At 71.9% G+C, this 23,248-nt stretch carries 22 protein-coding genes; 18 read left to right on the forward strand and 4 right to left on the reverse strand.

Annotated features, from left to right (window positions below; all coding sequences use genetic code 11):
- The first annotated feature begins 50 nt into the window (after positions 1–50).
- From AB0I67_RS34480 to AB0I67_RS34510, 7 genes are all read left to right on the forward strand, one after another.
- Positions 51–1,049, forward strand: a complete 999-nt coding sequence (locus AB0I67_RS34480; protein ID WP_357932414.1) for an ABC transporter substrate-binding protein — start codon at positions 51–53, stop codon at positions 1,047–1,049.
- Positions 1,046–2,035: an iron chelate uptake ABC transporter family permease subunit gene (locus AB0I67_RS34485; protein ID WP_357932417.1), complete on the forward strand. Its 990-nt coding sequence runs from the start codon at positions 1,046–1,048 to the stop codon at positions 2,033–2,035. Before AB0I67_RS34480 ends, AB0I67_RS34485 begins: the two co-directional genes overlap by 4 nt.
- The gene (locus tag AB0I67_RS34490) at positions 2,032–3,051 is read left to right on the forward strand and encodes an iron chelate uptake ABC transporter family permease subunit (RefSeq protein ID WP_357932420.1); all 1,020 of its coding nucleotides are present in this window, start codon (positions 2,032–2,034) and stop codon (positions 3,049–3,051) included. Before AB0I67_RS34485 ends, AB0I67_RS34490 begins: the two co-directional genes overlap by 4 nt.
- Positions 3,048–3,836 (forward strand): ABC transporter ATP-binding protein, encoded by a 789-nt coding sequence (locus AB0I67_RS34495; RefSeq protein WP_357932423.1) that lies wholly within the window; start codon positions 3,048–3,050, stop codon positions 3,834–3,836. The genes AB0I67_RS34490 and AB0I67_RS34495 overlap by 4 nt, the downstream gene beginning before the upstream one ends.
- An 86-nt stretch (positions 3,837–3,922) precedes the next feature.
- A complete protein-coding gene (locus AB0I67_RS34500) occupies positions 3,923–4,441 on the forward strand; it encodes an RICIN domain-containing protein (protein ID WP_357932426.1) in 519 nt (172 codons plus the stop codon).
- Between the two features lie 92 nt (positions 4,442–4,533).
- Positions 4,534–4,884 carry a hypothetical protein gene (locus tag AB0I67_RS34505; RefSeq protein ID WP_357932427.1) on the forward strand — a complete coding sequence of 117 codons (351 nt, stop codon included), beginning with the start codon at positions 4,534–4,536 and terminating at the stop codon, positions 4,882–4,884.
- A gap of 138 nt (positions 4,885–5,022) precedes the next feature.
- Positions 5,023–5,778: an ABC transporter permease gene (locus tag AB0I67_RS34510; RefSeq protein WP_357932430.1), complete on the forward strand. Its 756-nt coding sequence runs from the start codon at positions 5,023–5,025 to the stop codon at positions 5,776–5,778.
- 37 nt (positions 5,779–5,815) lie between these two features.
- Here the strand turns inward: AB0I67_RS34510 and AB0I67_RS34515 are convergent, their stop codons facing one another.
- Together AB0I67_RS34515 and AB0I67_RS34520 are read right to left on the reverse strand one after the other, a co-directional pair.
- A complete protein-coding gene (locus tag AB0I67_RS34515) occupies positions 5,816–7,036 on the reverse strand; it encodes a serine hydrolase domain-containing protein (protein WP_357932433.1) in 1,221 nt (406 codons plus the stop codon).
- A 3-nt stretch (positions 7,037–7,039) separates the two neighbouring features.
- Positions 7,040–7,477 (reverse strand): hypothetical protein, encoded by a 438-nt coding sequence (locus AB0I67_RS34520; protein WP_357932436.1) that lies wholly within the window; start codon positions 7,475–7,477, stop codon positions 7,040–7,042.
- A 93-nt stretch (positions 7,478–7,570) separates the two neighbouring features.
- Here AB0I67_RS34520 and AB0I67_RS34525 point away from each other — a divergent pair, with 93 nt between their 5' ends.
- Together AB0I67_RS34525 and AB0I67_RS34530 are read left to right on the forward strand one after the other, a co-directional pair.
- A complete protein-coding gene (locus AB0I67_RS34525; RefSeq protein WP_357932437.1) occupies positions 7,571–8,506 on the forward strand; it encodes a helix-turn-helix transcriptional regulator in 936 nt (311 codons plus the stop codon).
- A 78-nt stretch (positions 8,507–8,584) separates the two neighbouring features.
- The gene (locus tag AB0I67_RS34530) at positions 8,585–9,688 is read left to right on the forward strand and encodes a serine hydrolase domain-containing protein (protein ID WP_357932440.1); all 1,104 of its coding nucleotides are present in this window, start codon (positions 8,585–8,587) and stop codon (positions 9,686–9,688) included.
- A 68-nt stretch (positions 9,689–9,756) separates the two neighbouring features.
- Here AB0I67_RS34530 and AB0I67_RS34535 read toward each other — a convergent pair whose 3' ends face one another.
- Positions 9,757–10,311 (reverse strand): DoxX family protein, encoded by a 555-nt coding sequence (locus tag AB0I67_RS34535; RefSeq protein ID WP_357932442.1) that lies wholly within the window; start codon positions 10,309–10,311, stop codon positions 9,757–9,759.
- Positions 10,312–10,517: 206 nt separating this feature from the next.
- Here AB0I67_RS34535 and AB0I67_RS34540 point away from each other — a divergent pair, with 206 nt between their 5' ends.
- From AB0I67_RS34540 to AB0I67_RS34580, 9 genes are all read left to right on the forward strand, one after another.
- Positions 10,518–11,627, forward strand: a complete 1,110-nt coding sequence (locus AB0I67_RS34540; protein ID WP_357932444.1) for an ROK family protein — start codon at positions 10,518–10,520, stop codon at positions 11,625–11,627.
- A 102-nt stretch (positions 11,628–11,729) separates the two neighbouring features.
- Entirely contained in the window at positions 11,730–13,754 is a 2,025-nt protein-coding gene (locus tag AB0I67_RS34545; RefSeq protein ID WP_357932447.1) for a right-handed parallel beta-helix repeat-containing protein, read from the forward strand.
- Positions 13,755–13,877: 123 nt separating this feature from the next.
- Positions 13,878–15,131 carry a Gfo/Idh/MocA family oxidoreductase gene (locus AB0I67_RS34550; protein ID WP_357932450.1) on the forward strand — a complete coding sequence of 418 codons (1,254 nt, stop codon included), beginning with the start codon at positions 13,878–13,880 and terminating at the stop codon, positions 15,129–15,131.
- 12 nt (positions 15,132–15,143) lie between these two features.
- Positions 15,144–16,421, forward strand: coding sequence for an extracellular solute-binding protein (locus tag AB0I67_RS34555; RefSeq protein ID WP_357932453.1), 1,278 nt, complete (start codon positions 15,144–15,146; stop codon positions 16,419–16,421).
- Positions 16,422–16,425: 4 nt separating this feature from the next.
- Complete coding sequence (locus tag AB0I67_RS34560) at positions 16,426–17,370, forward strand: sugar ABC transporter permease (RefSeq protein ID WP_357932456.1); 945 nt, start codon at positions 16,426–16,428, stop codon at positions 17,368–17,370.
- Positions 17,367–18,233, forward strand: a complete 867-nt coding sequence (locus AB0I67_RS34565) for a carbohydrate ABC transporter permease (RefSeq protein ID WP_357932459.1) — start codon at positions 17,367–17,369, stop codon at positions 18,231–18,233. Before AB0I67_RS34560 ends, AB0I67_RS34565 begins: the two co-directional genes overlap by 4 nt.
- Positions 18,234–18,258: 25 nt before the next feature.
- Positions 18,259–20,715, forward strand: a complete 2,457-nt coding sequence (locus AB0I67_RS34570) for a discoidin domain-containing protein (protein ID WP_357932462.1) — start codon at positions 18,259–18,261, stop codon at positions 20,713–20,715.
- 58 nt (positions 20,716–20,773) lie between these two features.
- Entirely contained in the window at positions 20,774–21,490 is a 717-nt protein-coding gene (locus AB0I67_RS34575) for an endonuclease/exonuclease/phosphatase family protein (RefSeq protein WP_357932465.1), read from the forward strand.
- Between the two features lie 336 nt (positions 21,491–21,826).
- A complete protein-coding gene (locus AB0I67_RS34580; RefSeq protein WP_357932468.1) occupies positions 21,827–22,030 on the forward strand; it encodes a cold-shock protein in 204 nt (67 codons plus the stop codon).
- 97 nt (positions 22,031–22,127) lie between these two features.
- Here AB0I67_RS34580 and AB0I67_RS34585 read toward each other — a convergent pair whose 3' ends face one another.
- Positions 22,128–23,240 carry a hypothetical protein gene (locus AB0I67_RS34585; RefSeq protein WP_357932471.1) on the reverse strand — a complete coding sequence of 371 codons (1,113 nt, stop codon included), beginning with the start codon at positions 23,238–23,240 and terminating at the stop codon, positions 22,128–22,130.
- Positions 23,241–23,248 lie beyond the last annotated feature (8 nt).

Here is a 23,248-nt window from a genome sequence, read left to right on the forward strand (position 1 = left end):
CTTCTAGTAAGGTTAGGCTAACCTAATTTTGCCTGCCTGAGGGAATACCCATGTCTGTACGCCGGACGCTCGCTCCCGCGCTGCTGCTCGCCGTCACCCTGGTCGCCGCGGGCTGCGGCACCGGATCGGCCGACGAGCCCGCACCCGCCGCGAAGGCGGCCACCCGGGTCTTCAAGCTCCCCGACGGTGAGGTCACCATCCCCGCCGACCCGCAGCGCGTCGTCGCGACCGGCTACGCCGTACCGGCCCTGATCGAGGCGGGAGCGCCGCTGGCGGGGATCTCCTCCTGGAAGCGCGGGCTGCCGATGATGGACGACAAGGCCCGCGCCACCTACGACAAGCTGCCGAAGGTGGCCGGCGAGACGGCGGCCGAGACCAACTACGAGGCCATCGCCAACGCCAAGCCCGACCTCATCGTCATCGGCGTCCCCAAGCCGGTCCTGGCCGACATCGACCTGGACCGGCTGCGGTCCATCGCGCCCGTCGTGACCATCGGCCCGACCATCCCCTCGGCCTGGCGCGAGCTGTCGCAGAGCCAGGCCGACGCCGCGGGCGCCCTGGAGGGCTTCGACACGGTCAAGGCGGCCTACGACGCCAAGGCCGCCGAGCTGAAGAAGAAGTACGAGAAGGTGCTGCCGCAGCTCAAGCTCGCCCACGTCGGCTCCTACGGGCAGGTCGACAAGGGCGCCTTCCACCGCGAGTTCAACGGCTCGTGGGGCACCAACATCGCCAACGACATCGGCGCGAACTACTACGGCCAGGTCAAGGTGAAGGGCGGCGGCAGCAAGGACGTCAGCGAGTACCCCTCGATCGAGGAACTCCCGGCCGCGCTCGGCGAGGCCGACGCCGTCACCTACTCCGTCGGCCCGGACGGCAAGCCGCTGCCCGCCGTGCAGTACGTCCTCGACTCCGAGCTGTGGAAGCAGCTCCCGGCGGTGAAGGCGGGCAAGGTCTTCCCGGTCCGCTACACCGAGGCGGCGACCTACGGCCAGGCCCTGCTCGCCCTCGACGCGCTCGACCAGTCATTGGCTCCGCTGGCCGCGCAGTGATCTCCCCCGAGATCTCCCGAACCCTGGTGCTCGTCGCCGGGCTGGCCGCCCTGGCCGCGGTGGCCGTCGTCAGCGTCGGGATCGGCGCCCACGGCGTCGCCCCCGCCGAGGTGGTGCGCGCCCTGGTCGCCTTCGACGGCTCCGGCGACCACACCATCGTGCGCGACATCCGGCTGCCCCGCGCGGTGGTCGGGATCGGCGTCGGCGCCGCGCTCGGCGTGGCGGGCGTGCTCGTCCAGACCCTGTCGCGCAACCCGCTGGCCGAGCCCGGCATCCTGGGCGTCACCGCCGGGGCCGGGTTCGCCATGACCCTCGGGGCGGCGCTCGGGCTGAACGTCTCCTCCTCGGCCGAGCTCGTCCTGGCCGGCGCGGGCGCGGCGCTCGCCGCGGTGCTGGTGTACTCCGTCGGCCGCACCTCGCCGCTGCGGCTGGTGCTGACCGGCGTCGCGCTGAGCGCCGTGCTGGCCGGGATCTCCCTCGGGCTGCGGCTCATGGTCCCGGACGTCTTCGACCGCTTCCGCTTCTGGTCGGTCGGCTCGCTGGCCGGCCGCGAGAAGGACCCGGTGCTGCTGCCCCTGCTGCTGATCGGCCTGGCCGTCGTCGCGGCACTGCTGCTGGCCCGGCCGCTCAACGCGGTCGCGCTCGGCGAGAACGTGGCGCGCACGCTCGGCGCGAACGTCTCCCGGGTACGGCTGGCCGCCCTGGCCTGCATCACCGTGCTGGCGGGCGCGGCGACCGCGGTCGCGGGGCCGATCCTGTTCGTCGGCCTCATGGTGCCGCTGGCGCTGCGGCCCCTGGCCAAGAGCTCCGTCCCGTGGCTCACCGCCTACGCGGCGGTGCTCGGGCCGATCCTGATGCTCGTCTCCGACATGGGCTCGCGGGTGCTCCTGCCGACCGGCGAGGTGCCGGTGGCGATCGTCACCGCCTTCTTCGGCGGTCCGGTGCTCATCTGGGCGGTCCGGCGGTACGGGGCGGGGACGCTGTGAGCGCGCTCGCCCTGCGGGCAGGACGCCGCGCGATCCTCGTCGAGCGCCGGACGCTGACCGCCTCGGCCGCCCTCCTCACCGCCCTGGCCGGGCTCGCGCTGCTCGGCCTGTGCCACGGCGCCTCCTGGGCGACGCCCGGTGAGGTCCTGGCCGCGCTGGGCGGATCGGGCGACTCGGTCGTGGTCATCCGCGACTGGCGGCTGCCGCGCGTGCTGGCCGGACTGATCTTCGGCCTGGCCCTCGGGGTGGCGGGGGCGATCTTCCAGAACCTCACCCGCAACCCAATGGGCAGCCCCGACGTGATCGGCCTCGACGCGGGCGCCTACACCGGCGCGCTCGTCGTGATCACGGTGTTCGCCGGCGGCCCCCTCCTGCTGGCCGCGGGCTCGGTGGCGGGCGGCCTGGCCGTGGCGACCGCGATCTACCTGCTCTCCTCCGGCGGCGGGCTGTCCGGGCTGCGTCTGGTCGTGATCGGCATCGCGGTCAGCGCGATCGTCACCGCCCTGAACTCGTGGATCGTGCTGCGTGCCGAGCTGGAGGTGGCGATGGCGGCGGCCGGCTGGCACGCCGGCTCGCTCAACGGCGTCGACTGGGCCGACCTGCCCGTCCCGTTCGTCATCATCGGGACGCTCCTGGTGGTGATGGCCGGCTCGGCGCACGCCATGCACCAGGCCACCCTGGGCGACTCGGTGGCCGCCGCCACCGGGGTCGGGCTGCGCCGGCTGCGGCTGCTGATGGTGGTCGTCGGCGTCGGCTGCACGGCCACCGTGACCTCGGTCGCGGGGCCCATCGTCTTCATCGCGCTGGCCGCCCCGCAGATCGGCCGCCGGCTGGCCGGCGCGGCAGGGGTGCCGCTGCTGCCCGCCGCGCTCACCGGCGCGCTGCTGCTGATGGGCGCCGACCTGGCCGCCCAGCTGCTGCTCGCCCCCGAATCCCTGCCCGTCGGCGTCGTCACCACGGCGATCGGCGGCTGCTACCTGATCTGGCTGCTGGCCAAGGAGGTGAGGCGCCGGTGACCGAGGTCCGCCTGCGCGCCCAAAACCTGGAGTTGCGTTACGCCGAACGGGTCGTCTCCACGCGGCTCAGCCTCGACGTGCCCGACGGCTCCTTCACCGCGATCGTGGGCGCCAACGCCTGTGGCAAGTCCACCCTGCTGCGGGCCCTGGTCCGGCTGCTCCGGCCCGCCGAAGGAAGCGTTCAGCTCGACGGCCGCGATGTCGGCTCGTACGCGCCGAAGGCGCTCGCCCGCTCGCTCGGCTTCCTGCCCCAGGACCCGCTGGCCCCGGAGGACATCAAGGTCCGCCAGCTCGTCGGCCGCGGGCGCTTCCCGCACCAGCCGCTGCTGGCGTTCTGGTCGGCGGCCGACGAGGAGGCGGTCGCCGAGGCCATGGAGACCGCGGGCGTCTCCGGCCTGGCCGACCGGCCGGTGAACGAGCTGTCCGGCGGCCAGCGGCAGCGGGTGTGGGTGGCCATGGTGCTGGCCCAGCGCACGCCGTACCTGCTGCTGGACGAGCCCACCTCCTTCCTGGACCTCGCCCACCAGTACCGGCTGCTGGCCCTGCTCGCCCGGCTGCGCGACCAGGGCCGCACGGTGATCGCGGTGCTGCACGACATCAACCAGGCCTGCCGCTTCGCCGACCACCTCATCGCGATGAAGGACGGCCGCGTCGTCGCCGAGGGCGCGGCGACGCGGATCGTGGACGCGGCGCTGATCAAGGACATCTTCGACCTGCCCTCGGTCGTGGTGCCCGACCCGGTCACCGGCACCCCGATGATCGTGCCCACCCTCGACCTCCACTGACCCGATGGCACGGGGTGGAACGGTGCGGAACGCCTTGGGGGTGAGGGCGCGGGGGCGCGCCCGATCATCCGAACCGGAGGCATCACATGTCCATCACACGGGGAGCATCTGTCCTGGCTGCCGCCGTCGCGGCGGCCGGACTTCTCGCGTCCGCCCAGCCGGCGCAGGCCCTGGGCTACTTCAAGATCGTCAGCTCGGCGAGCGGGATGTGCCTGCAGCCCGACCCGAGCGTGCCCGCCAACTCCGACGCCCGCATCTTCCAGGCCAAGTGCGACGGCAGCGCCGGCCAGAACTGGCTGCCGCTCCAGGTCAACAACAGCACCACGACCTACCGCTTCGTCAACCAGCGCACCGGCTGGTGCCTGGAGGCCCGCGAGGGCGCCGTGAACCTGGGCCGCGTCGACCAGTGGCCGTGCAACAGCATCAGCAACGAGCGGTGGGTGTGGCACGGGTCGTTCAACAACTCCACGCCCAAGCAACTGCGCTCCGCGGTCAGCGGCACGCGCACCCACTGCATCGACGTGCCGGGCGGCTCCCCGACCGTGCCGGTCAGCGTCTTCCGCTGCAACGGCAGCGCGGCCCAGCTGTTCTACATCCGCCCCTGACCACCTGACCCAACGCGCACCCAACACGCGGCTCCTACCGTGTCGTCGTCCGGACGCGACCTGCCGTCCGGGCCCGACCTAAGGAGCAACTCATGCGTGCACTGATGAAGCTGGCCGGTGCGGGGATCGCCGTGGCGTCGGCCTGCGTGCTGGTCTCCTCGACCCCCGCGCAGGCCGGTTCGTACACCTGCTGGCTCAACGGGAACGACACGTGCAAGACCGCGAGCCTGTCGCCGACGAACGGCGCCATCATCATCAAGGTGAGCGGCGACGTCAGCGGCACCGCCTGGGACGCGATCAACAACGTGCCGGTGGGATCCGTGCACTGCTACTCGGCTGACACCATCTGCGGCAGGAAGATCACGGGGTTGACGCACAAGTACTACATCAAGGTGACCTCGAACAACTTCTGGGACAACGGGTGGGGCTCGATCGCGAGCTAGGCAGGTCCCTGCCCGGCGCCCGGCCCAGCGGCGGAGGGCCGCCAGGCGAGCCGGGTGTCCGGGGGGAAAGGCGGCGAACGAGGTGCCGGTGGGGGAAGGCGAGCGACCAAGCGGGGTGCAGGCAGCACAATGCCTGGCGTGGGCTCCTCTTCTCTGATCACCATCACCCCGCTCCTGCCGGTCGTGCTGTTGCTGCTCGTGGTGCTGGGGGTCGTCGTCGCGTGGCTGGGGCGGCTCGGCCATGCGAAGGCGGTCCTGACCGCCAGCTTGCGGGCGGCCGTCCAGCTCGGGGCGGTGTCCGTGCTGATCACCTGGGTGGTGCAGTACGCGGGCGCGGTGGCGGGCTTCGTGCTGCTGATGTACGGCGTGGCCGCCCTCACCGCCGGGCGGCGCATCACGCGAGGCCCGCGCGCCGGGTGGGCGGCGCTGCCGATCGCGGCGGGGACGGCGCCGGTGGTCGCGACCCTGGTGATCAGCGGGGTGATCTCGCTGGACGGCATCGTGCTGATCCCGGTGGCAGGCATCGTGCTGGGCGGCTGCATGACCGCGACCACGCTCGCCGGCCGCCGGGCCGTCGACGACCTGCGCCAGCGCCGGGGCGAGGTGGAGGCGGCGCTGGCGCTGGGCCTGCCGCCCCGGGAGGCGGCGCTGGAGATCTGCCGCCCGGCGGCGAGCCAGGCCCTGGTCCCGGCGCTGGACCAGACCCGGACAGTGGGCCTGGTCACGCTGCCCGGCGCCTTCGTCGGGATGTTGCTCGGCGGTGCGACGCCCATCGAGGCCGGCGTGGTGCAACTCGTCGTGCTCGTGGCCCTGCTGGCCGCCGAGGCCGTCGCCACGCTGGTCACCGTCGAGCTGGTCGCGCGCGGCCTGTTCACGGACACGCAGGACGCGTGACCTCCGGTCAGAAGTACGCAGGACGCGTGACCTCCGGTCAGAAGTACTGGGGGGACAGGTCACCGGCGGGCCAGGTCTTGATCGCCTGAGCGGCGTCGAAGAGCTCGCCGTGGAAGGCGTCGAAATCGGGTGACCCCGACTCCTCGCGCCGGTTGAAGGTGGCGCACAGCGCGATCCCATTGTGGCTCCGGCTCAGCACGGCGAAGGCGCCGGGCAACGACCCCGAGTGCATGAGCTTCAGCCCGCCGCCCACGGGGGTGACGCCCCAGCCGCCGCCGTACCAGAAGTCGCTGCCGAAGGGGCCGCCCACCGGACGGGCCAGCAGCGTGGCGACCGAAGCGGGGGTGAGCACCGGGGTGGCGCCGTCGAAGATCCGCGTCAGCCGTACCAGATCGACCGCGGAGGTCGTCCAGCCGCCCGCGGAGTCGCTGTTGGCGTAGTTGGTGCCGCCGTAGGGGTAGGGCACGACCGTGCCGGAGTCGTCGAGCACGGTGGTGACCCGGTACTTGGAGAGGTAGGGCACCTCGCCGGTGCCCGCGTTCGTGGTCAGCCTCGGGCGGCTCACGCCGAGCGGGGCCATCACCTTGGTCTTGACGTACGTCTCGTAGTCCTGGCCGGAGACCTTCTCGATGATCCGGCCCAGCAGCAGGTAGTTGTAGTTGTTGTAGGAGTAGCGGGCGCCCGGGTCGTGGTCGAGCGGGCGGGCGGTGGCGTAGCGGAGGATGTGCTCCATGCCGATCGGCAGCGGCACGCCGAACTCCTCGGCGATGGCGCGGTCGGAGAACAGGTAGTCACGCCCGGCGGCGGCCTTGTCCCAGCCGCCGAGATGCTGGAGCAGGCGGCGCACGCTGACTGTGACCAGCCGGGGATCGGCGGCGAGCGAGAGGCCGAGCAGGTCGGCCACCGAGTCGGACAGCCGCAGCCGGCCCTCCTGGACCAGCCGCATGATCGCGGCGGCGGTGAGCTGCTTGCTGAGGCTGGCGACCCGGAACAGGCTGGTCGGCTGGACCGGGGTCTCCGCCGGGCCGTACGAGCCGTAACCGCGGGCCAGCACCAGCCGGCCCGCCTTGGCGACGGCGAGCTGCGCGCAGGAGATGTCCCGCTCGGCGATGAAGGCGCGCAGCAGCGCGTCGAGGGGTGCGAGTTCGGACGGCAGGTCCCCGGTGACCGGCGTCGAGGCGAGGGCGGCGCGGGCGGGCAGGGCGCCGAGCGCGAGCGTGGCCGCGCCGGCCGTGAGCAGGGTGCGTCGGGTGATCATGGCTTATCCCTGCGGGCAGAGGGCCGGGGTGGTGCGCTGGCCCCACTCGTGATCGCCCCACTGGGTCGCGCCGAAGACCTGGAAGCAGGGCTTCGTCCGCTTGACCGCGAGCCTCGCCGAGCGCGCCGCCTCGTTGTCGGTCCGGACGCTCGTCCACGTGGTGCAGCCGGAGCCCGCCGCCGCGCACTGGCGGAGCGCGACGAGCATGCGCTTCCTGGTGTACTGCGACTGCGCGGTGGTGGTGACGTAGGCGCAGATCGTGGCGTTGGAGGCCGTGTAGAACACGTCCAGGTAGGTGCCGATCACGTCGTTGGTGCGGATCTGCTCCCGTGCGATCCGCTGGCCGTAGCACTGCGGCAGTTCCTGGGCCGACGCGGGCACCGCCGGGACGGCGGTGAGCGCCGCGACGACGGCGAGGCCGCCGATCTTGAGGACGTTCATGCGGCAGAATCATGCGCGACGATCAGGTTGATCACACACCTTGGCCACGTCCCGCGATCAATGCGATCAAAGGCCCCATCAGGAGGTTGACCGGTGCCGGAGGGTCCGCGGCGCGGCAGGCGCAAGAAGCCGCTCGTTCACGACGGCACCCCGGTGACCGCCTTCGCGCTGGGGCTGCGGGAGTTACGGGCCCGGGCGGGCGATCCGCCCTATCGGACGATGGCCGAGAAGACGCACGTCGCGGCGAACGTCCTGTCCCAGGCCGACGCCGGGCATCGCCTGCCCACGACGGAGGCGCTGGTGGCCTACGTCCGGGCCTGCGACGGCGACGTCGAGGAGTGGACGGTACGGCTGACGCGCGCCCAGGCGGCGCAGGCCGCCCTCGACCGTCCCGAGCTGCCCGCGCCCATTGATCAGAGCCCGCCCACCCCCGAGCCGACCAATTCCCGCCCGCGCCCCCGTGTGAGTGCCCGCCTGCTGCTGCCGATCGGCGGCCTGGTCGTCGTGGCGGCGGTGGCCGGGCTCCTGCTGTCGGGCCTGTGGCCGCGCGGCGTGTGGCCCCGGCCGCCCGCGCCCCACCCGCCGGCGCCGCCCGTCACCCCCGCGGCCGCCTCGTGCCGGCCCACCTGGTCCTACATGGAGTCGGCCGAGATTTTCTTCCTGCCCTGCATCGAGCGCAGGCCGGAGGGCCTGCTCGTCTCCGCGCTGGCCAAGCCGGTCGCGCGGGGCGTGGTCGAGGGCGGCGTGACGGTGTGGGTCTGGCCGATGAACCTCAAGGAGAACCTGCTGCGCTCGCGCGAGTACCACCTGACCAGGAACCGGTTCACGCTGCGCCACTGCCTGCTCGACTTCGACGGCGGCGACGAGATCAAGACCTGTGGCCCGTTCCTGGTCCGGCCCGCCGACCAGGGGACGCTGTACGCGGCGTCCGGCACGGCCGACGAGGACCATGATCAGGTCCCGCCGGGCTGGTCCTCGTCCTCGTTCACCGGCACGCAGAGCCCCGCCGTCGAGTGGCGCGCCCGCTAGGCGCCTGGTCCTTGAGGAGGAGCAGGTCAGGCCGATCGCACGAGCCGGATCCGCGCCGGTGGCCGACACACTGGGCGCATGAGAAGCACAAGAGCCGTGACGGCACTGGTGATGGGGGCGGTGCTGGTCGGCGTGGCGCCGGCGGCGACGGCGGCGGCGGCGACGGCACAGCGATGCGACACCGGCGCGCTGAAGAAGTCACTGGACGCGCTGGTGCGGGCGGGTGACACGCCGGGCATCCTCGCGACGGTCAGCTCCCCGGCGTGCGGGCGGGTGTCGCTGAGCAGCGGGGTGGCCGACCTCGGCACGAAGCGGAAGCTGCGCGGGGACGAGCGGGTCAGGATCGGCAGCGTCACCAAGTCGTTCACCGCGACCGTCGTGCTCCAGCTCGTCGCGGAGGGCAAGATCGACCTGGACCAACCGCTGACCCGGTACCTCCCGGACCAGAACGTCACCGTGCGCGACCTGCTCCGGCACACCAGCGGCCTCGGCGACTACACCGCCTCCGACGAGATCGACGCCCTGCGCGACCGCTACAAGCACTTCGAGCCGGAGGAGCTGTTCGCCATCGGGCTGCGCATGCCCCGGTCGGACCGGCCCTGGAACTACTCGAGCACCAACTACGCCCTGCTGGCCATGATCGTGAAGGAGGCCACCGGCCACGACATCGGCGCCGAGATCACCCGCCGGATCATCAAGCCCCTGAAGCTCACCCGGACCTGGTGGCCGGGCGACAACCCGCGCATCCCCGGACGGCACGCGCACGGCTACGTCTACGACGAGGGCCGGCGCTACGACACCACCCGCTGGAACATGTCGTACGGCGGAGCCGCCGGCGCCCTCGTGTCGACGCCCGCCGACCTGAACCGCTACTGGGCCGCGCTGCTCACCGGCAAACTGCTGCCCCCCGCCCAGCTCAAGGCGATGCGCGCCACCGTACCCGCCGACCCGGCCCGGATGTGGCCCGGCGCCAACGCCGGCCTCGGCCTGTACGAGACGAAGCTGAAGCACTGCGCGGGCACCTGGGTCGGGCACGGCGGCGGCGCCAACGGCTACCGCACCATCGCGGCCTCCAGCCCCGACGGGCGCCGCCAGGTCACCCTCGCGATCAACCGGCACCCGAGCGAGATCACGCCCCAGCTCCTCGACCTCGCCGACGCCACCCTCTGCGCACTCCGCTGAGGAAACTGCGCTGAGAAACGGCAGAGCGCGGGCGGTGGTGCTCGCCCGCGCTCTGCCGTACCGGTTGGTCAGAACTGTGTGTGCGTCATCGAGTACCACGTCGGGGCGAAGACCAGCAGGACCATGCCCACCAGGACCACCACCGACTTGACCACGCCCCGGGTGGTCAGCGCCGAGGCCGCGACCGGCCGCAGGTTCCACCGCCCGACCGCGACGAACGCCGCGACGCCGCCCAGGACGAGGTTCGCCGGGATGAGCCCGAACTCGCCGCGCAGCAGGTGGAAACCCGCCGCGAGGACCATCGTCAGGGCCAGCCCGGCCGCCGCGAGCGGGGTGAGCTTCGGCTGTACGCGGGTCATCGCCGGCAGGATGAGGCCGATCCCGCCGAGCACCTCGACGACGCCGATGAAGACGATCAGCGCCTGCGGCACGGCGGCGTACCAGGCGACCGCCTGCGGCGCGGCGGCGTAGAGGGCGTCGTCGGCGAGCAGGACCTTCCCGAACCCGCTCCCGGCGAAGAAGAGCCCCCACAGTCCCTGGAGGGCCCACAGGACGCCGTTCATGGTCGGCTTCTTGCTCCGGGTCCGGCCGGGCAGGAGGGTGGCGGTCTGGGTGGCGTTCATCGCGGTGCTCCTTCGGGGAGGTCGTCGTGCTGACGATTCCGAGGATGCTCGCCCGGCTTGATACATCCACGATGGGCCGGCGATGCGCCGCGATTGTGCTCCGGCCGCGCACTGGAAATGATGGCTGTTTCCATTTGTCGCGTCCATCGAGGGGGAGCCGCATGCGGGTGCGGGGCAGTGACACGTCCAGGCTGAGGCGGATCAACATGGTCACCACCCTGCGCGCGTTGCGCGGCCAGCGGGCGATCGGGCTGACGGAGCTGGCCGGGCGGGCCGGGTTGTCGCGGCCGACGGTCGAGGGCCTGGCCGAGGACCTGCTGGCGGTGGGGTGGCTGGCCGAGGTCCCGCCGGAGACAGGGCAGATGGGGCGGCCCAGGAGGTTGTTCCGGTTCCGGGCGGAGGCCGGGTACGTGCTCGGGGTGGACGTCGGCTCCTACTCGGTGCGCGCGCTGGTCTGCGACCTGGAAGGGCAGGTGGCCGGCCGGTCGGTGGTGCGGGTGGCCGGGGAGGCGGGCCGGACGGCCAGGCTGGAGGGCGTCAGGAACGCCGCCGCCGGGGCGCTGAAGGACGCGGGACTCGACGCCGGGCGGCTGATGGCGGCCTGCGTGGGCACCACGGGCGTGGTGACCAGGGCCGGGGTGGTCAAGCTGTCGGTGGCGCTGCCCGAGTGGACGGGCGTGGACCTGGTGGGCGAGCTGGGCGGCGAGTTCGGCCCGGTGGTCCTGGTCGAGAACGACTGCAACCTGGCGGCGCTGGCCGAGCGGTGGAAGGGCGTGGCGACCGGCATCCAGGACCTGGCGTTCGTGTTGTCGGGCGTCCGCACCGGCGCCGGGCTGCTGATCCGCGGCGAACTGTACGGCGGAGCCCGCGGCATGGCCGGCGAGATCGGCGCGCTGCGGCTGGTCGGCTGGCATCGGGCACCCTCGCACCTGGCCGGCTGCCCGGGCCTGCCGGAGGGGACGGCCGCGGAGGAGGTGGCCGGCCTGGTGTTCGCGGCCGCCAGGCAGGGCGACCCGGCCGCGCGCTGGGCGGTCGAGCAGTACGCGCACGACCTGGCCGAGGGCATCGCCGCGGTGGTGCTGACGATGGACCCCGAACTGGTGGTGATCGGCGGCGGCGTCTCCCGTTCGGGCGACGTGCTGCTGGAGCCGTTGCGCCGCCACCTCGACCCGCTCTGCCTGGAGCCGCCCGCGCTGGCGGTGTCCACCCTGGGGGACCAGGCGGTGGTGCTCGGCGCGGTCCGCCACGCGCTCGACCACGTGGACGCCCGGCTCTACGACGTGGACGCCGCGCTCCCCGAGGCGCACACCGGCTGACGCCGCTTCCGGATCCCTTGACGGAGACGCCTGGGCCGCTACATATTTAACCTCGCTTCGTTAATAAGTCGGCTCAGCAGAGAAGCGGCACAGAGGAGCACCATGGCAAGGAGTGCACGTCTGGCAGGAGCGGCCTTAGCGCTGGTCCTCGCCGGAGCCGGGTTGACCGGACTCGCCCGGTTGACCGTCCCGCCCCCCGCCGCGCACGCGGCCACGAGCACCTACTACGTCGACCCCGCCGGCGACGACACCGCCGACGGCCGCACCCCGGCGACGGCCTGGAAGAGCCTCGGCAAGGTCAACGCCCAGACCTTCCAGCCCGGCGACACTGTCGGCTTCAAGGCCGGCGGCCAGTGGACCGGCCAGCTCGCGCCCAAGGGCTCGGGCACCAGCGCCGAGCCCATCACCATCACCTCCTACGGCACCGGCGCCAAGCCGCTGATCGCGGGCGGGGGAGCGGTGGACGCCGCGGTCAAGCTGCAGAACCAGCACGACATCGTGGTCAGCGGCCTGGAGGTGACCAACACCGGCTCCGGGACCACCCCGCGCATCGGCATCGGGGTCAGCGCCACCGACGCCGGAGCCGTGCCCGGCATCACCATCCGCGGCAACCACGTGCACGCCATCCAGGGCGCCTCCTCGGGCAACCAGTCGTCCAACCCGTCGGCGGGCGGGATCATCGTCAGCGCCCGGGGCAAGAACGTCCCGACCTACTACCAGAACCTGCTCATCGAGGGGAACGAGGTCGCCGACTCCCGCTCCTACGGCATCGTCACCTGGTCGCAGTGGATGCAGCGCGAGGGCTGGACCTACCTGTGGGAAGACCTCATGGGCATCCCGGCCGCCGACTACCGCCCGTGGACGCCGAGCACCGGCGTGGTCGTCCGGGGCAACCACGTGCACGACATCTCCGCGGGCGGCATCACCGTCATGCAGGCCGCCGGGGCGCTGATCGAGCACAACCGGGTGCACAAGACCGCCCAGAACCACGGCAACGTCGGCATCTGGTGGGCCGGCACCGACGACACGGTGGTGCAGTTCAACCAGGTGTCCGGCACCAAGTACTGGGGCCTGGCCCACGACGGCAACGCCTTCGACGCCGACGCCTCCGCCCACCGCAGCCTGGTGCAGTACAACTTCAGCCACGACAACGAGGGCGGCTTCTTCATCGCCGTCTCGACCGGCACCGGGCCGGCCGAGGCGACCATCCGCTACAACGTCAGCCAGGGTGACGCCAACCAGGTCTTCGCCCTGTCGACGAACGCCACCAACATCGACGTCTACAACAACACCATCTGGGTGCCGCTGACGCCCTTCATCCGCGACCATCCGGACCGGGGCTCGTTCAGCCTGGTCAAGGTGTGGAACTCCAGCGTGGGCAGCGTCCGGTTCCGCAACAACGTCATCCACAACTCGGCCGGCCTGCCGTACAACGACAGCGGGAAGGTCGTCTACGACCGCAACCTGTACCACGGCGGTCCCGTGCCGTCGCGCGACAAGGCGGCGCTGACCGGCGATCCGCTGCTGACCTCGCCGGGGACGGCCACCGCCATCACCGGGCTCGCCGGATACCTGCCGGCCGCCGGCTCGCCGGTGCTCCGCCAGGGCCTGGAGATCCCGCTCGACGGCGGGCGGGACACGGTCGGCACCGCGCTGCCCGCCGGCATGCCCGACCTCGGCGGCCTGCAGCGCGCCGCGGGCTCCGGGAGCAACGAGGTCGCGGCCTCGGTGGCCACCACGTTCGGCAACGGCCAGTCGACCACCCCGGCCGGCCTCACCGACGGCACCGACTACGTGACCTGGGCCAGCCCCAGCTCCGGGGTCACTCTGCCGGGCAGCATCACGCTGACCTACCCGAGCTCGCGCCAGGTGTCGGAGGTCGTGCTCGCCACGCACTTCGGCCAGGGCCAGGGCATCACCAAGCTGGACGTCCAGACGTGGAACGGCTCGGCCTGGGTCACCCAGGTGACCGACGCCGCGATCACCTGGGCGAGCAACACGGCCACCGTGGAACGCCGGGCCGTACCCCTGCCCGCCGCGGTCGCCACGACGCAGGTACGGCTGGTCGTCAAGGCCGCCAACCGCACGTGGGGCAACCTGTCGGTCAACGAGATCACCACTCGCTGACGCCCCGGCCCCGGCGGCCCGTGCCGCCGGGGCACACCGGAAAGCGCTTCCCTCTTGCTCTTGACAGGCTCCGGCGCGAACTAATAAAAACACTAACCATTAATAAGTCGGGGGAGAACACTCATGGTCACACTCGCCGTCATCGGGGCGGGACTGCGCGGGCTCGGCTACGCGCGCCACGCCCTGGAGAGCGGCCGGGCCCGCGTCGTCGCGGTGGCGGAACCGGACCGCCACCGGCGGGAGAGCTTCGCGGCCGAGCACGACCTGCCCGCCGCGAACGTCTTCGCCGACTGGAGCGAGCTGCTGGCCGGGCCGAAGCTGGCCGACGCCGTGATCGTGGCCACGCAGGACCGGATGCACGTCGGCCCCGCCGTACGGGCGGCTGAGCTGGGCTACCACATCCTGCTGGAGAAGCCGATGGCGCCGACCGAGGCGGACGCCACCGTGATCGCCGAGGCCGCCGAGAAGCACGGCGTGCTGCTGGCCGTCTGCCACGTGATGCGTTACACGCCCTACACCCGGACGCTGAAGGCGCTCATCGACGAGGGCCGCATCGGCCAGGTCATGAACATCCAGCACCTGGAGCAGGTCGGCTGGTGGCACATGGCGCACTCCTTCGTCCGCGGCAACTGGCGCAACGAGGCCGAGTCCGCGCCGCTGCTGCTCGCCAAGGCCTGCCACGACCTCGACTGGCTCGTCCACCTGAAGGGCGCGCTGCCCGAGCGGCTGTCCTCCTTCGGCAACCTGGTGCACTTCCGGCCCGAGCAGCGCCCGGCCGGCGCCGCCGCCCGCTGCCTCGACTGCCCGATCGAGGCCACCTGCCCCTACTCGGCCAAGCGCCTCTACCTCGGCTGCCTGGGCGACCCGGAGCAGGAGTTCTGGCCGCTCTCGGCGGTGACGCACGACCACACCGAGGCCGGCGTGCTGGCGGCGCTGCGCGAGGGACCCTACGGCCGCTGCGTCTACGCCGCCGACAACGACGTCGTCGACACCCAGGTCGTGACCATGGAGTTCGCCGACGGCACCTCCGCCACCTGCACGGTCACCGCCTTCGCCGCCCTGGAGCACCGCAAGACGCGCGTGTTCGGCACGCACGGCTCGATCGAGGGCGACGGCGTCACACTGCGGCTGCACGACTTCCTCACCGACCAGGTGTCGGTGATCGACACCCGCACCGGCGCGGGCGCCTCGGCCGCCACCGGCCACGGCGGCGGCGACGGCGGGCTGCTCGACGCGTTCGTGGCCGCCGTCGCCGGCGGCGACCCCTCGCTCGTGCTGACCAGCGGCCGCGAGAGCCTCGCCACCCACCGCGTGGTCTGGGCCGCCGAGCAGGCCCGGCACGCCGGCACCGTCGTCCCCTTCACCCCCCACCCCTGAAAGGCATCCATCATGCGCAAGTTGACGGCCGTCCTCACCGTCGGAGCCCTCGCCCTGGGCCTGGCCGCGTGCGGCAAGAAGAACAGCGACGCCGGCGCCGCGCCGGCCGCCTCGCTGGCCTACCGCTCCTCCTGGGGCGCCGACGAGCCGCAAGGCAAGATCATCAAGACCCTGCTGGACGACTTCGCCAAGCAGACCGGCACCAGGGTCGACCTCAAGTTCGTCGGCCGCAACGGCAACGAGAACCTCTCCACCGAGATGGCCTCGGGCCAGGGCCCCGACCTGTTCGACACCTCGACCGACAACCTGGCCACCTACGCCGCCCAGAACCTGGTCGCGCCGCTCGACGACGTGCTGACCGCGCAGGTGCCCGGCGAGGGCAAGACCGTCCAGGACGTCCTGCCCGCGTCGGTACGGCAGGCGTCCTCGAACGACAAGGGCCTCGCCTTCGTCCCGCACACCGTGATCTCCACCGCCGTCTGGTTCGACGCGGCCAAGCACCCCGACCTGGCCGCCACGCCCCCGCAGAGCTGGGAGGACTTCGTCGCCTACCTCGACCGGGCGAAGAAGGAGGGCCGCACCCCGATCGGCCAGGACGGCACGATCAACTTCTACAACGTGTACTGGTTCTACAGCCTCCTCGTGCGCGCCAACGGCGCCGGCAGCCTCAAGGCGCTGGCCACCGACCCCGCCGCCTGGGACCGGCCGGAGGTGCTCGCCGCCGCCGAGCGGGTCTCCCAGCTCGCCAAGGGCGGCTACTTCCAGAAGGACTTCATGGCCACCAAGTTCCCGGCCGCGCAGGACGCCTGGGCCCAGGGCCGCTACGACCTGAACCTCAACGGCACCTGGCTGGCCAGCGAGACCAAGCCCAAGCTGGCCGCCGGCGCCAAGGTCGCCTCCTTCCAGCTCCCGGCGGGCGGCAAGAACTCCGTCGAGGTCGGCACGCTCGGCTGGGCCGTCAACGCCAAGGGCAAGAACGTGGCCACGGCCAAGAGCTTCCTGGCCTTCGCGCTGCAGAAGAAGTACGTCGAGCAGATCTCCGCCACCGCGCTGAACATCCCCTCGCGCGCCGACGTGCCCGCCCCCGAGCACCTGGTGGCCGTGCAGCAGGCCGTCGCCGAGGCGACGGCCACGCACAAGACCTACGACGACGCGGCGGCCGACAAGACCTGGTGGAACGACCGCTTCCTGCCGCTGCACGACCAGCTCATCGGCGGCAAGATCGACGCCGCCGCGTTCGTGAAGAACGGCAAGCAGGCGACCACCGACTACCTCGCGAACAAGAACTGAGCCCATGGGAGCGGGAACCCTCACCCAGGCGCCGCCGGTGGCCCCACCGGTCAGGAGCAGGCCGCTGCGCCCCGGGCGCGAACGGGCCTTCTGGCCGTTCCTGCTGCCCGCGCTCATCGCCTACACCGCGCTGTTCGTGGCGCCCTCGCTGTTCGGCTTCTGGGTCAGCCTGAACAAGTGGTCCGGCCCCGGCTCGGAGATGACCTGGCGCGGGCTGGACAACTACCTGGCCCTGCTCACCAACGAGGCCTTCCGCACCTCGTTCGTGAACACGTTCGTGCTGGCGATCGTCGGCGGCGGGCTGGTCTTCGGCTTCACGTTCCTGTCGATGGTGGTGCTACGGCACATCAAGGGCCGGGCGTTCATCCGGTCGGTGATGTTCCTGCCGATGATCATCTCGATGATCGCGGTGGGCGCCGCCATCGGGTTCCTGCTCAACCCGGAGGGCGTGGTCAACTCCCTGCTGACCGGGCTCGGGCTCGACCCGCAGCCCTGGCTCGGCCCCGACCTGGTCTTCCGGTGCATCGTGGGCGGCCTGGTCTGGTCGAGCACCGGCTTCTACGTGGCGCTGATGATGTCGGCCGCCGACTCCATCCCCGCGCACATCTACGAGGACGCCCAGATCGTCGGCGCCACCCGCTGGGAGCAGTTCCGGCACATCACGCTGCCGCTGACCTGGGACGTCTTCGCCGTGTCCGCTGTGCTGTGGGTGGTCAACAGCCTGAAGATCTTCGAGATCGTGCTCGCCTTCACCACCGCCGGCACGCCGGGCAGCCCGCCCATGCAGGCCAGGACGGTGGCCGTGCAGCAGTTCTCCATGGTGGCCGGCGGCGGCGTGCCCGACCTCGGCAGTGCCGCGGCCATGGGCGTGGTGGTGCTGATCGTCACCGCCGTGCTCATCGCCCTGACCCGGCGCATCACCCGGCGCGATCGAGTGGAGCTGTCATGAGACGCCTGATCGGCGACGTCCTGCTGCCGCGCGTCACCGCGATCGCCCTGTGGGCCTGGGTGGCCTTCAACCTCGCGCTGGTCGGCTGGGTGGGCCTGCAGTCGCTCAAGGAGTCGGGCGAGGTGTGGCTCAGCCCGTTCGCGCTGCCCGCCGACCCGCAGTGGGGCAACTACGCCTCCGCCTGGCAGGCCGCCGAGTTCTCCGTGGCCGCGCTGAACAGCACCGCGCTCACCCTGCTCGGCGCGCTGCTCATCGTGGCGCTCGCGGCGCCCGCCGCCTACGTGCTCGCCCGGTCCAACCGGCGCGCGGCCGGGCCGCTGACCGGCTACTTCGCGATGGGCCTGAGCATCCCGCTGCAGACGCTGGTGATCCCGGTCGTGGTGGTCAAGCTCTCGCTCTACACCTTCATGGAGGACTGGGTCACCGGCTGGTGGGACAACCGCATCACGCTGCTGATCTTCCAGGTCGCGTTGTCGCTGCCGTTCGCGGTGTTCGTCCTGACCGGCTACATGCGCTCGCTGCCGCACGAGATCGAGGAGGCCGCGGAGATCGACGGCGCGGGCCCGTTGCGGTCCTTCGTCCGGATCGTGCTCCCGGTCGCCAGGCCCGGCGTGATGACCGTGCTCGTGCTCAACATCATCGGCCTGTGGAACGAGACGCTGCTCGTGCTGCTCATCGCGCCGCTGCCCGAGGAGCGCACGCTGCCCGCGGCGCTGCTCAACCTCTACAGCTCCATGCAGTACAGCTCCGACTGGGGCGGCCTGTTCGCCGGGATCGTCATCCTGATCTACCCCATGGTCGTGCTCTACCTGTGGCTGGGCCGCCGCATCGTCGACGGCATGACCGCCGGAATCGGCAAGTAACCCCCCTCCGAAAGGACCAGAGGTTTTGCGTACCCGCTTCGGGTGGGCAGGGCTCGCCCTGCTCGCCATGATGGCCTCGTTCGCCACCCCCGCGCACGCGCGGGCCGCCGGCACCACCTTCTACGTCGACGCCGAGTCCGGCGACGACACGGCGGCGGGCACCAGCCGGACGACCGCGTGGAAGTCGCTGGCCAAGGCCGGCACGCTGCGGCTCGGCCCCGGTGACCGGCTGCTGTTCAGGGCCGGGCAGCGCTGGCAGGGCCGGCTCCTCCTCCAGGGCGCGGGCGCGCCGGGCGCGCCCGCCCTCGTCGGCTCGTACGGCGAAGGCCCCAAGCCGGTGATCGACGGCCAGGGCCTGGTGGAGTCCGCCGTCCGGATCAGCGACGTGCACGACTTCACCGTCGACGGCCTGGAGGTCACCAACTACAGCGCCGACACCTCCGCCTACCGCAGCGGCGTCAACCTGTACGCCAAGGACTCCGGCCGGCTGGAGAACGTCACGCTCCGGAACCTGACCATCCACGGCGTCAACGGCCAGGGCGGCCACAGCGTCGCCGCGGCCGGCCTGCTGATCTCCATCCGGGGCAACACCACGCCCACCTACTTCCACAACCTGGTCGTGGAGAAGAACGAGATCTCCAGGATCGGCTCGTACGGGATCATCATGTGGTCCACCTGGTCCCGCCGGAGCGGCATGACCAGCCTGTACCCCGTCGAGACCGGCATCCCCGACAGCGAGGTCGTCACCTGGACGCCCAGCACCGGCGTCCGCATCAGCGACAACTACGTGCACGACGTGACCGGCGGCGGCATCACCCCGATGCACACCGCGGGCGCCGTCATCGAGCGCAACCGGGTGGAGCGGGCCGTACGCGGCCGGACCAAGACCACCGGCGGCAACGTCGGCATCTGGTGGCAGGGCAACGACGACATCGTCGTCCAGCACAACGAGGTCTCCCACACCGGCTTCAACGGCCCCGGCAGCGACGGCCACGGCTTCGACGCCGACGCCGACAACAACCGCAGCCTCGTGCAGTACAACTACAGCCACCACAACGACGGCGGTTTCTTCCTGGCGGTCTCCTTCGCCGCGGCCCCGACCCGGGACACCGTGGTGCGCTACAACGTCAGCCGCGACGACGGCTTCGAGGGCCTGGCCGCCTCGACCTCCACCACCGGCACCCACTTCCTCAACAACACGCTCTACATCACCGACCGCGTCGTCGAGGTGAAGCCGCCCTTCAGCGGGGCCGGCAAGTACCCGTTCGAGCAGGTCGTGCGCCTGTACAACAACGCCGCCGACGTGACCGTGCGCAACAACGTGTTCGTCAACCTCGCCGGCGCGGGCTTCGACAACAAGAACGGCATCGTCTACGACCACAACCTCTACTGGGGCAAGGCCGGCGGCAACGGCCGGCCGCCCACCGGCCAGGACCACGCGCCGGTCGTCGCCGACCCCAAGCTGGCCGAGCCCGGCTCCGCCGACCCGGCCGGCTACCGCCCCCTGCCCGGCTCGCCCGCCCTCGACGCCGGCGTGACCGTGGACTCCGGGCTCTTCGCCCAGGGCACCCTGGACGCCGGGCGCGACTACGCCGGCACCCCGATCCCCGACGGCGCCCCCGACCTCGGCGCCTTCCAGCGGGAGATCGCGCCCGCCCGGGTGGCCGCCACGCTCGTGCCCCAGGGCCACCTGGAGCGCCTGGCCGACCGCGACCAGGCCACCGCCTGGCGCAGCGTGCCCAAGCCGCGCCTGCCCGGCACCGTCGAGCTGACCTACCCGGTCGCCCGCACCTTCCGCACGGTGACCGTCTCGGCCGCGCACGCCGCCTCCCGCGCGGTCACCGAGGCCGAGGTCCAGACGCACGACGGCCGGGACTGGGTCAGCCGCGGGAGCGCCAAGCTCGTCTGGAAGACCGACGACGACACCGTCGAGCGGCAGCCGATCACCCTGCCCGAGACCGTCACCGCGAGCCGGGTCCGCCTGATCGTCAAGGCGGCGGCCGGGGGTCCGCTGCAGATCAACGAGATCGCGCTCGGCGTGCCCGCGGCGGGCGAGCCGTACCGGCCGGGGCCGTCCACGGTGGCGAGCACGACCTTCCAGACCTCGCCGACGCACACCGTGGACGCGCTCGTGGACGGTGACCCGGGCAGCCCGTGGGCCTCGGTGAGCGAGGGGGTGAGCTTCCCCGGCGAGTTCGTGGTGGACTACGGCAGCGACCGGCCGATCGCCGCCGTCACCCTGCACACCGCCTGGGCCAAGGGACAGGGCGTCACCGACGTCTCCCTCGACACCTGGGACGGGACCCGCTGGGTCAGCCAGGCCGCCCACCACCTGCCCGCCTGGCAGGAGCTGAGCGCCAAGGTCGAGACCAGCACGATCACCCTGCCGAGCCCGGTCAGCACCCGCAAGATCCGGCTGACCGTGCACGACGCGAACCTCCAGTGGGGCAATATCGCCCTGTACGAGATCACCACCTCCTGACCCCCGTGCGGTCCGCGGCGCCGTCGCGGACCGCACCCCTCAGGAAAGGACAGCGGCGATGCGGGTGCTCACCTTCAACATCCACCACGGGCGCGGCCCGGACGGCCGGCTCGACCTGCGGCGGGTCGCGGAGGTGATCCGCGCGGGCGAGGCCGACGTCGCCTGCCTCCAGGAGGTGGACCGGCACCTCTCGCCGCGCAGCGACTTCGCCGACCAGGCCGGGTGGCTGGCCGCCGACCTGGGCATGGACCTCGCCTACGGCGCCAACGTGGACTTCGATCCGCCCGCTCCGGGCCGCCCGCGCGGCCGGTACGGCACCGCGATCCTGTCCCGCCTGCCCCTGCGCGACAACGGCAACACCTTCCTGCCCGGGGCGCCGGGCAACGAGCGGCGCGGGCTGCTGAGCGTCACGGTCGTCGCGGACGGCCGGCCCGTCGAGGTCTTCACCACCCACCTGCAGGACACCGACGCCGCCGAGCGGCTCGACCAGGCCCGGGCCGTCGCGGCCCTGGTCGCCGGACGGCCTGGACCGGTGGTGCTGACCGGGGACTTCAACGCCCAGCCAGGCACCCCGGAGATCCGCGCCCTGACCGGCTTCCTGCGCGACGCCTGGCAGCAGGCCGGCGCGGGAGCGGGGATCACCTACCCCGCCACCGGCTGGCGGATCGATTACGTGTTCACCTCGCCGGACGTCGGGGTGAGTTCGGTCACGGTGCCGCCCAGCGACGCCTCCGACCACCTGCCCCTCCTCGCCGACCTGCGGTTGCCCGGCTGAGCCTGGGATCCCGCGAACCCGCAATTCGGCATACCGTGGTCAGGGCGATCGAATATCTGGTGCCGCAAGTACAGAAATTGGCGCGGCGCTCGGTCAGATTTATGCCATGTCCGTGTATATTCCGGGCCTGCGCTCTTCTTTGATTCCGGCACTGTGCTAGTGTCTCTGTTGGTTGCAGTTGTGGTTCCCAAAGACTTCAAGTGCCTTCACCGGAGACATGAGCCGGAGTGGGCACTTTGTATTGCCGGTGCTTTTCCGGACGGGGTAATCATCGCGGCGATGCGAGGCCCGCACAGTGCGGACCTTACGGGCACTGCCCCAGAAGGAGAAAAGAAAATGGCTACTGGCACCGTGAAGTGGTTCAACGCGGAAAAGGGCTTCGGCTTCATCGAGCAGGACGGCGGCGGCGCTGACGTCTTCGCCCACTACTCGAACATCGCCGCCCAGGGCTACCGTGAGCTCCAGGAAGGCCAGAAGGTGAACTTCGACATCACCCAGGGCCAGAAGGGCCCGCAGGCCGAGAACATCGTTCCCGCCTAAGGCTCACGCCTGACATGGACCGAGGCCCGCGCCGCACGGCGCGGGCCTCGGTTTTTTGCATTTCTTTTGTCGCCGGCAAAGGCGAATTGTTTTCCGCTCAGCCCGCCCACAGGTGGTTGGTGAAAACCAGCACGTGCAGTGCCATCAACGGCCCCGCCACCCAGGCGTACACCACCAGCCGGCGCCGGTCGCGGGCGAGGAGCAGCCACAGCGGGAACCACAACAACGCCGCCCGCGGGATCGACATGTAGAACGTCGAGGTGACCAGGGCCGCCACCTGCAGCCCGACATACGCGAACGCGCCCCAGTCGCGGCGCCGGGCCAGCCAGCAGGTGAGCGCCACCCCCAGCACCGCCGCCGCGAGTTCGCCGCGGAAGGCCCAGGTGAAGGCGTTGTCCACGTCCCAGGCTCCGGCCCAGGTCGTCCGCCAAGCCTCCCACGGCCACACCAGTTCCCTGCCCCAACCCAGCCGCTGTGCGGTCTGCCAGGCCAGCCAGTCACCGGTGCGGGTCCACTGGTAGAGGCTGTATCCGGCCAACGGGAGGAAAGGCACCACCAGCCAGCCGCCCGAGCGCACCCGCGCCTCGCCGCGCCGCCACGCCAGGCCGAACTCCACGACGAGCGCCACGGCCAGGAACAAGCCGGTGACGCGCACGCAACTGGCCCCGGCCGCGCACCCGGCGGCCGCCGCCCAGCGGCCCCGCCGGGCCAGCAGCCAGGCGGGCAGCGCGAAGGCCAGGAACAGCGCCTCGGTGTACCCGGCGAACAGGAACACCGCCGGCGGCGCGAGCAGCAGGGCCGTCACCGCCCGCCGCCCGCTGCCCGGCGGGCCCTCCCGCTCGGCCAGCAACGCCAGCGCGCAGACCGCCACCGCCCCGGCGACCAGCGAGATCAGCAACCCGGCCGCCGTCCAGTCGCCCACGACCGCGTGCACCGCGCGCAGGGCCAGCGGCAGGCCGGGGAAGAAGGCGGGCAGCCCGGGGTCGGCCGGATCGGCGTAGCCGTCGCGGGCGATGGTGACGAAGTGCACCGCGTCCCAGCGCATCCAGCGCTCCAGGTGCCCGGTGTCGCGGCCCAGGTTCAGGAACCACGCGCCCCCGGCCGCCAGCAGCGCCACCCCGAGCCGGCTCAGCAGCCAGACTCCCAGCGCTTCGGCGATCACCCGGCCGGACGGGCTCCTCCGGAACGCGTTCTCGGCACCGTACGGCATGCCGTACC

This window comes from Nonomuraea sp. NPDC050310, assembly GCF_040655795.1.
In the GTDB taxonomy this organism is placed as follows: Bacteria; Actinomycetota; Actinomycetes; order Streptosporangiales; family Streptosporangiaceae; genus Nonomuraea.

Coding starts and splice junctions, on each gene's coding strand:
- AB0I67_RS34480 (WP_357932414.1), top strand. CDS start 51: ATGTCTGTACGCCGGACGCTCGCTCCCGCGCTGCTGCTCGCCGTCACC.
- AB0I67_RS34500 (WP_357932426.1), top strand. CDS start 3,923: ATGTCCATCACACGGGGAGCATCTGTCCTGGCTGCCGCCGTCGCGGCG.
- AB0I67_RS34505 (WP_357932427.1), top strand. CDS start 4,534: ATGCGTGCACTGATGAAGCTGGCCGGTGCGGGGATCGCCGTGGCGTCG.
- AB0I67_RS34515 (WP_357932433.1), bottom strand. CDS start 7,036: ATGATCACCCGACGCACCCTGCTCACGGCCGGCGCGGCCACGCTCGCG.
- AB0I67_RS34520 (WP_357932436.1), bottom strand. CDS start 7,477: ATGAACGTCCTCAAGATCGGCGGCCTCGCCGTCGTCGCGGCGCTCACC.
- AB0I67_RS34530 (WP_357932440.1), top strand. CDS start 8,585: ATGAGAAGCACAAGAGCCGTGACGGCACTGGTGATGGGGGCGGTGCTG.
- AB0I67_RS34535 (WP_357932442.1), bottom strand. CDS start 10,311: ATGAACGCCACCCAGACCGCCACCCTCCTGCCCGGCCGGACCCGGAGC.
- AB0I67_RS34540 (WP_357932444.1), top strand. CDS start 10,518: ATGGTCACCACCCTGCGCGCGTTGCGCGGCCAGCGGGCGATCGGGCTG.
- AB0I67_RS34545 (WP_357932447.1), top strand. CDS start 11,730: ATGGCAAGGAGTGCACGTCTGGCAGGAGCGGCCTTAGCGCTGGTCCTC.
- AB0I67_RS34550 (WP_357932450.1), top strand. CDS start 13,878: ATGGTCACACTCGCCGTCATCGGGGCGGGACTGCGCGGGCTCGGCTAC.
- AB0I67_RS34555 (WP_357932453.1), top strand. CDS start 15,144: ATGCGCAAGTTGACGGCCGTCCTCACCGTCGGAGCCCTCGCCCTGGGC.
- AB0I67_RS34560 (WP_357932456.1), top strand. CDS start 16,426: ATGGGAGCGGGAACCCTCACCCAGGCGCCGCCGGTGGCCCCACCGGTC.
- AB0I67_RS34565 (WP_357932459.1), top strand. CDS start 17,367: ATGAGACGCCTGATCGGCGACGTCCTGCTGCCGCGCGTCACCGCGATC.
- AB0I67_RS34575 (WP_357932465.1), top strand. CDS start 20,774: ATGCGGGTGCTCACCTTCAACATCCACCACGGGCGCGGCCCGGACGGC.
- AB0I67_RS34580 (WP_357932468.1), top strand. CDS start 21,827: ATGGCTACTGGCACCGTGAAGTGGTTCAACGCGGAAAAGGGCTTCGGC.
- AB0I67_RS34585 (WP_357932471.1), bottom strand. CDS start 23,240: ATGCCGTACGGTGCCGAGAACGCGTTCCGGAGGAGCCCGTCCGGCCGG.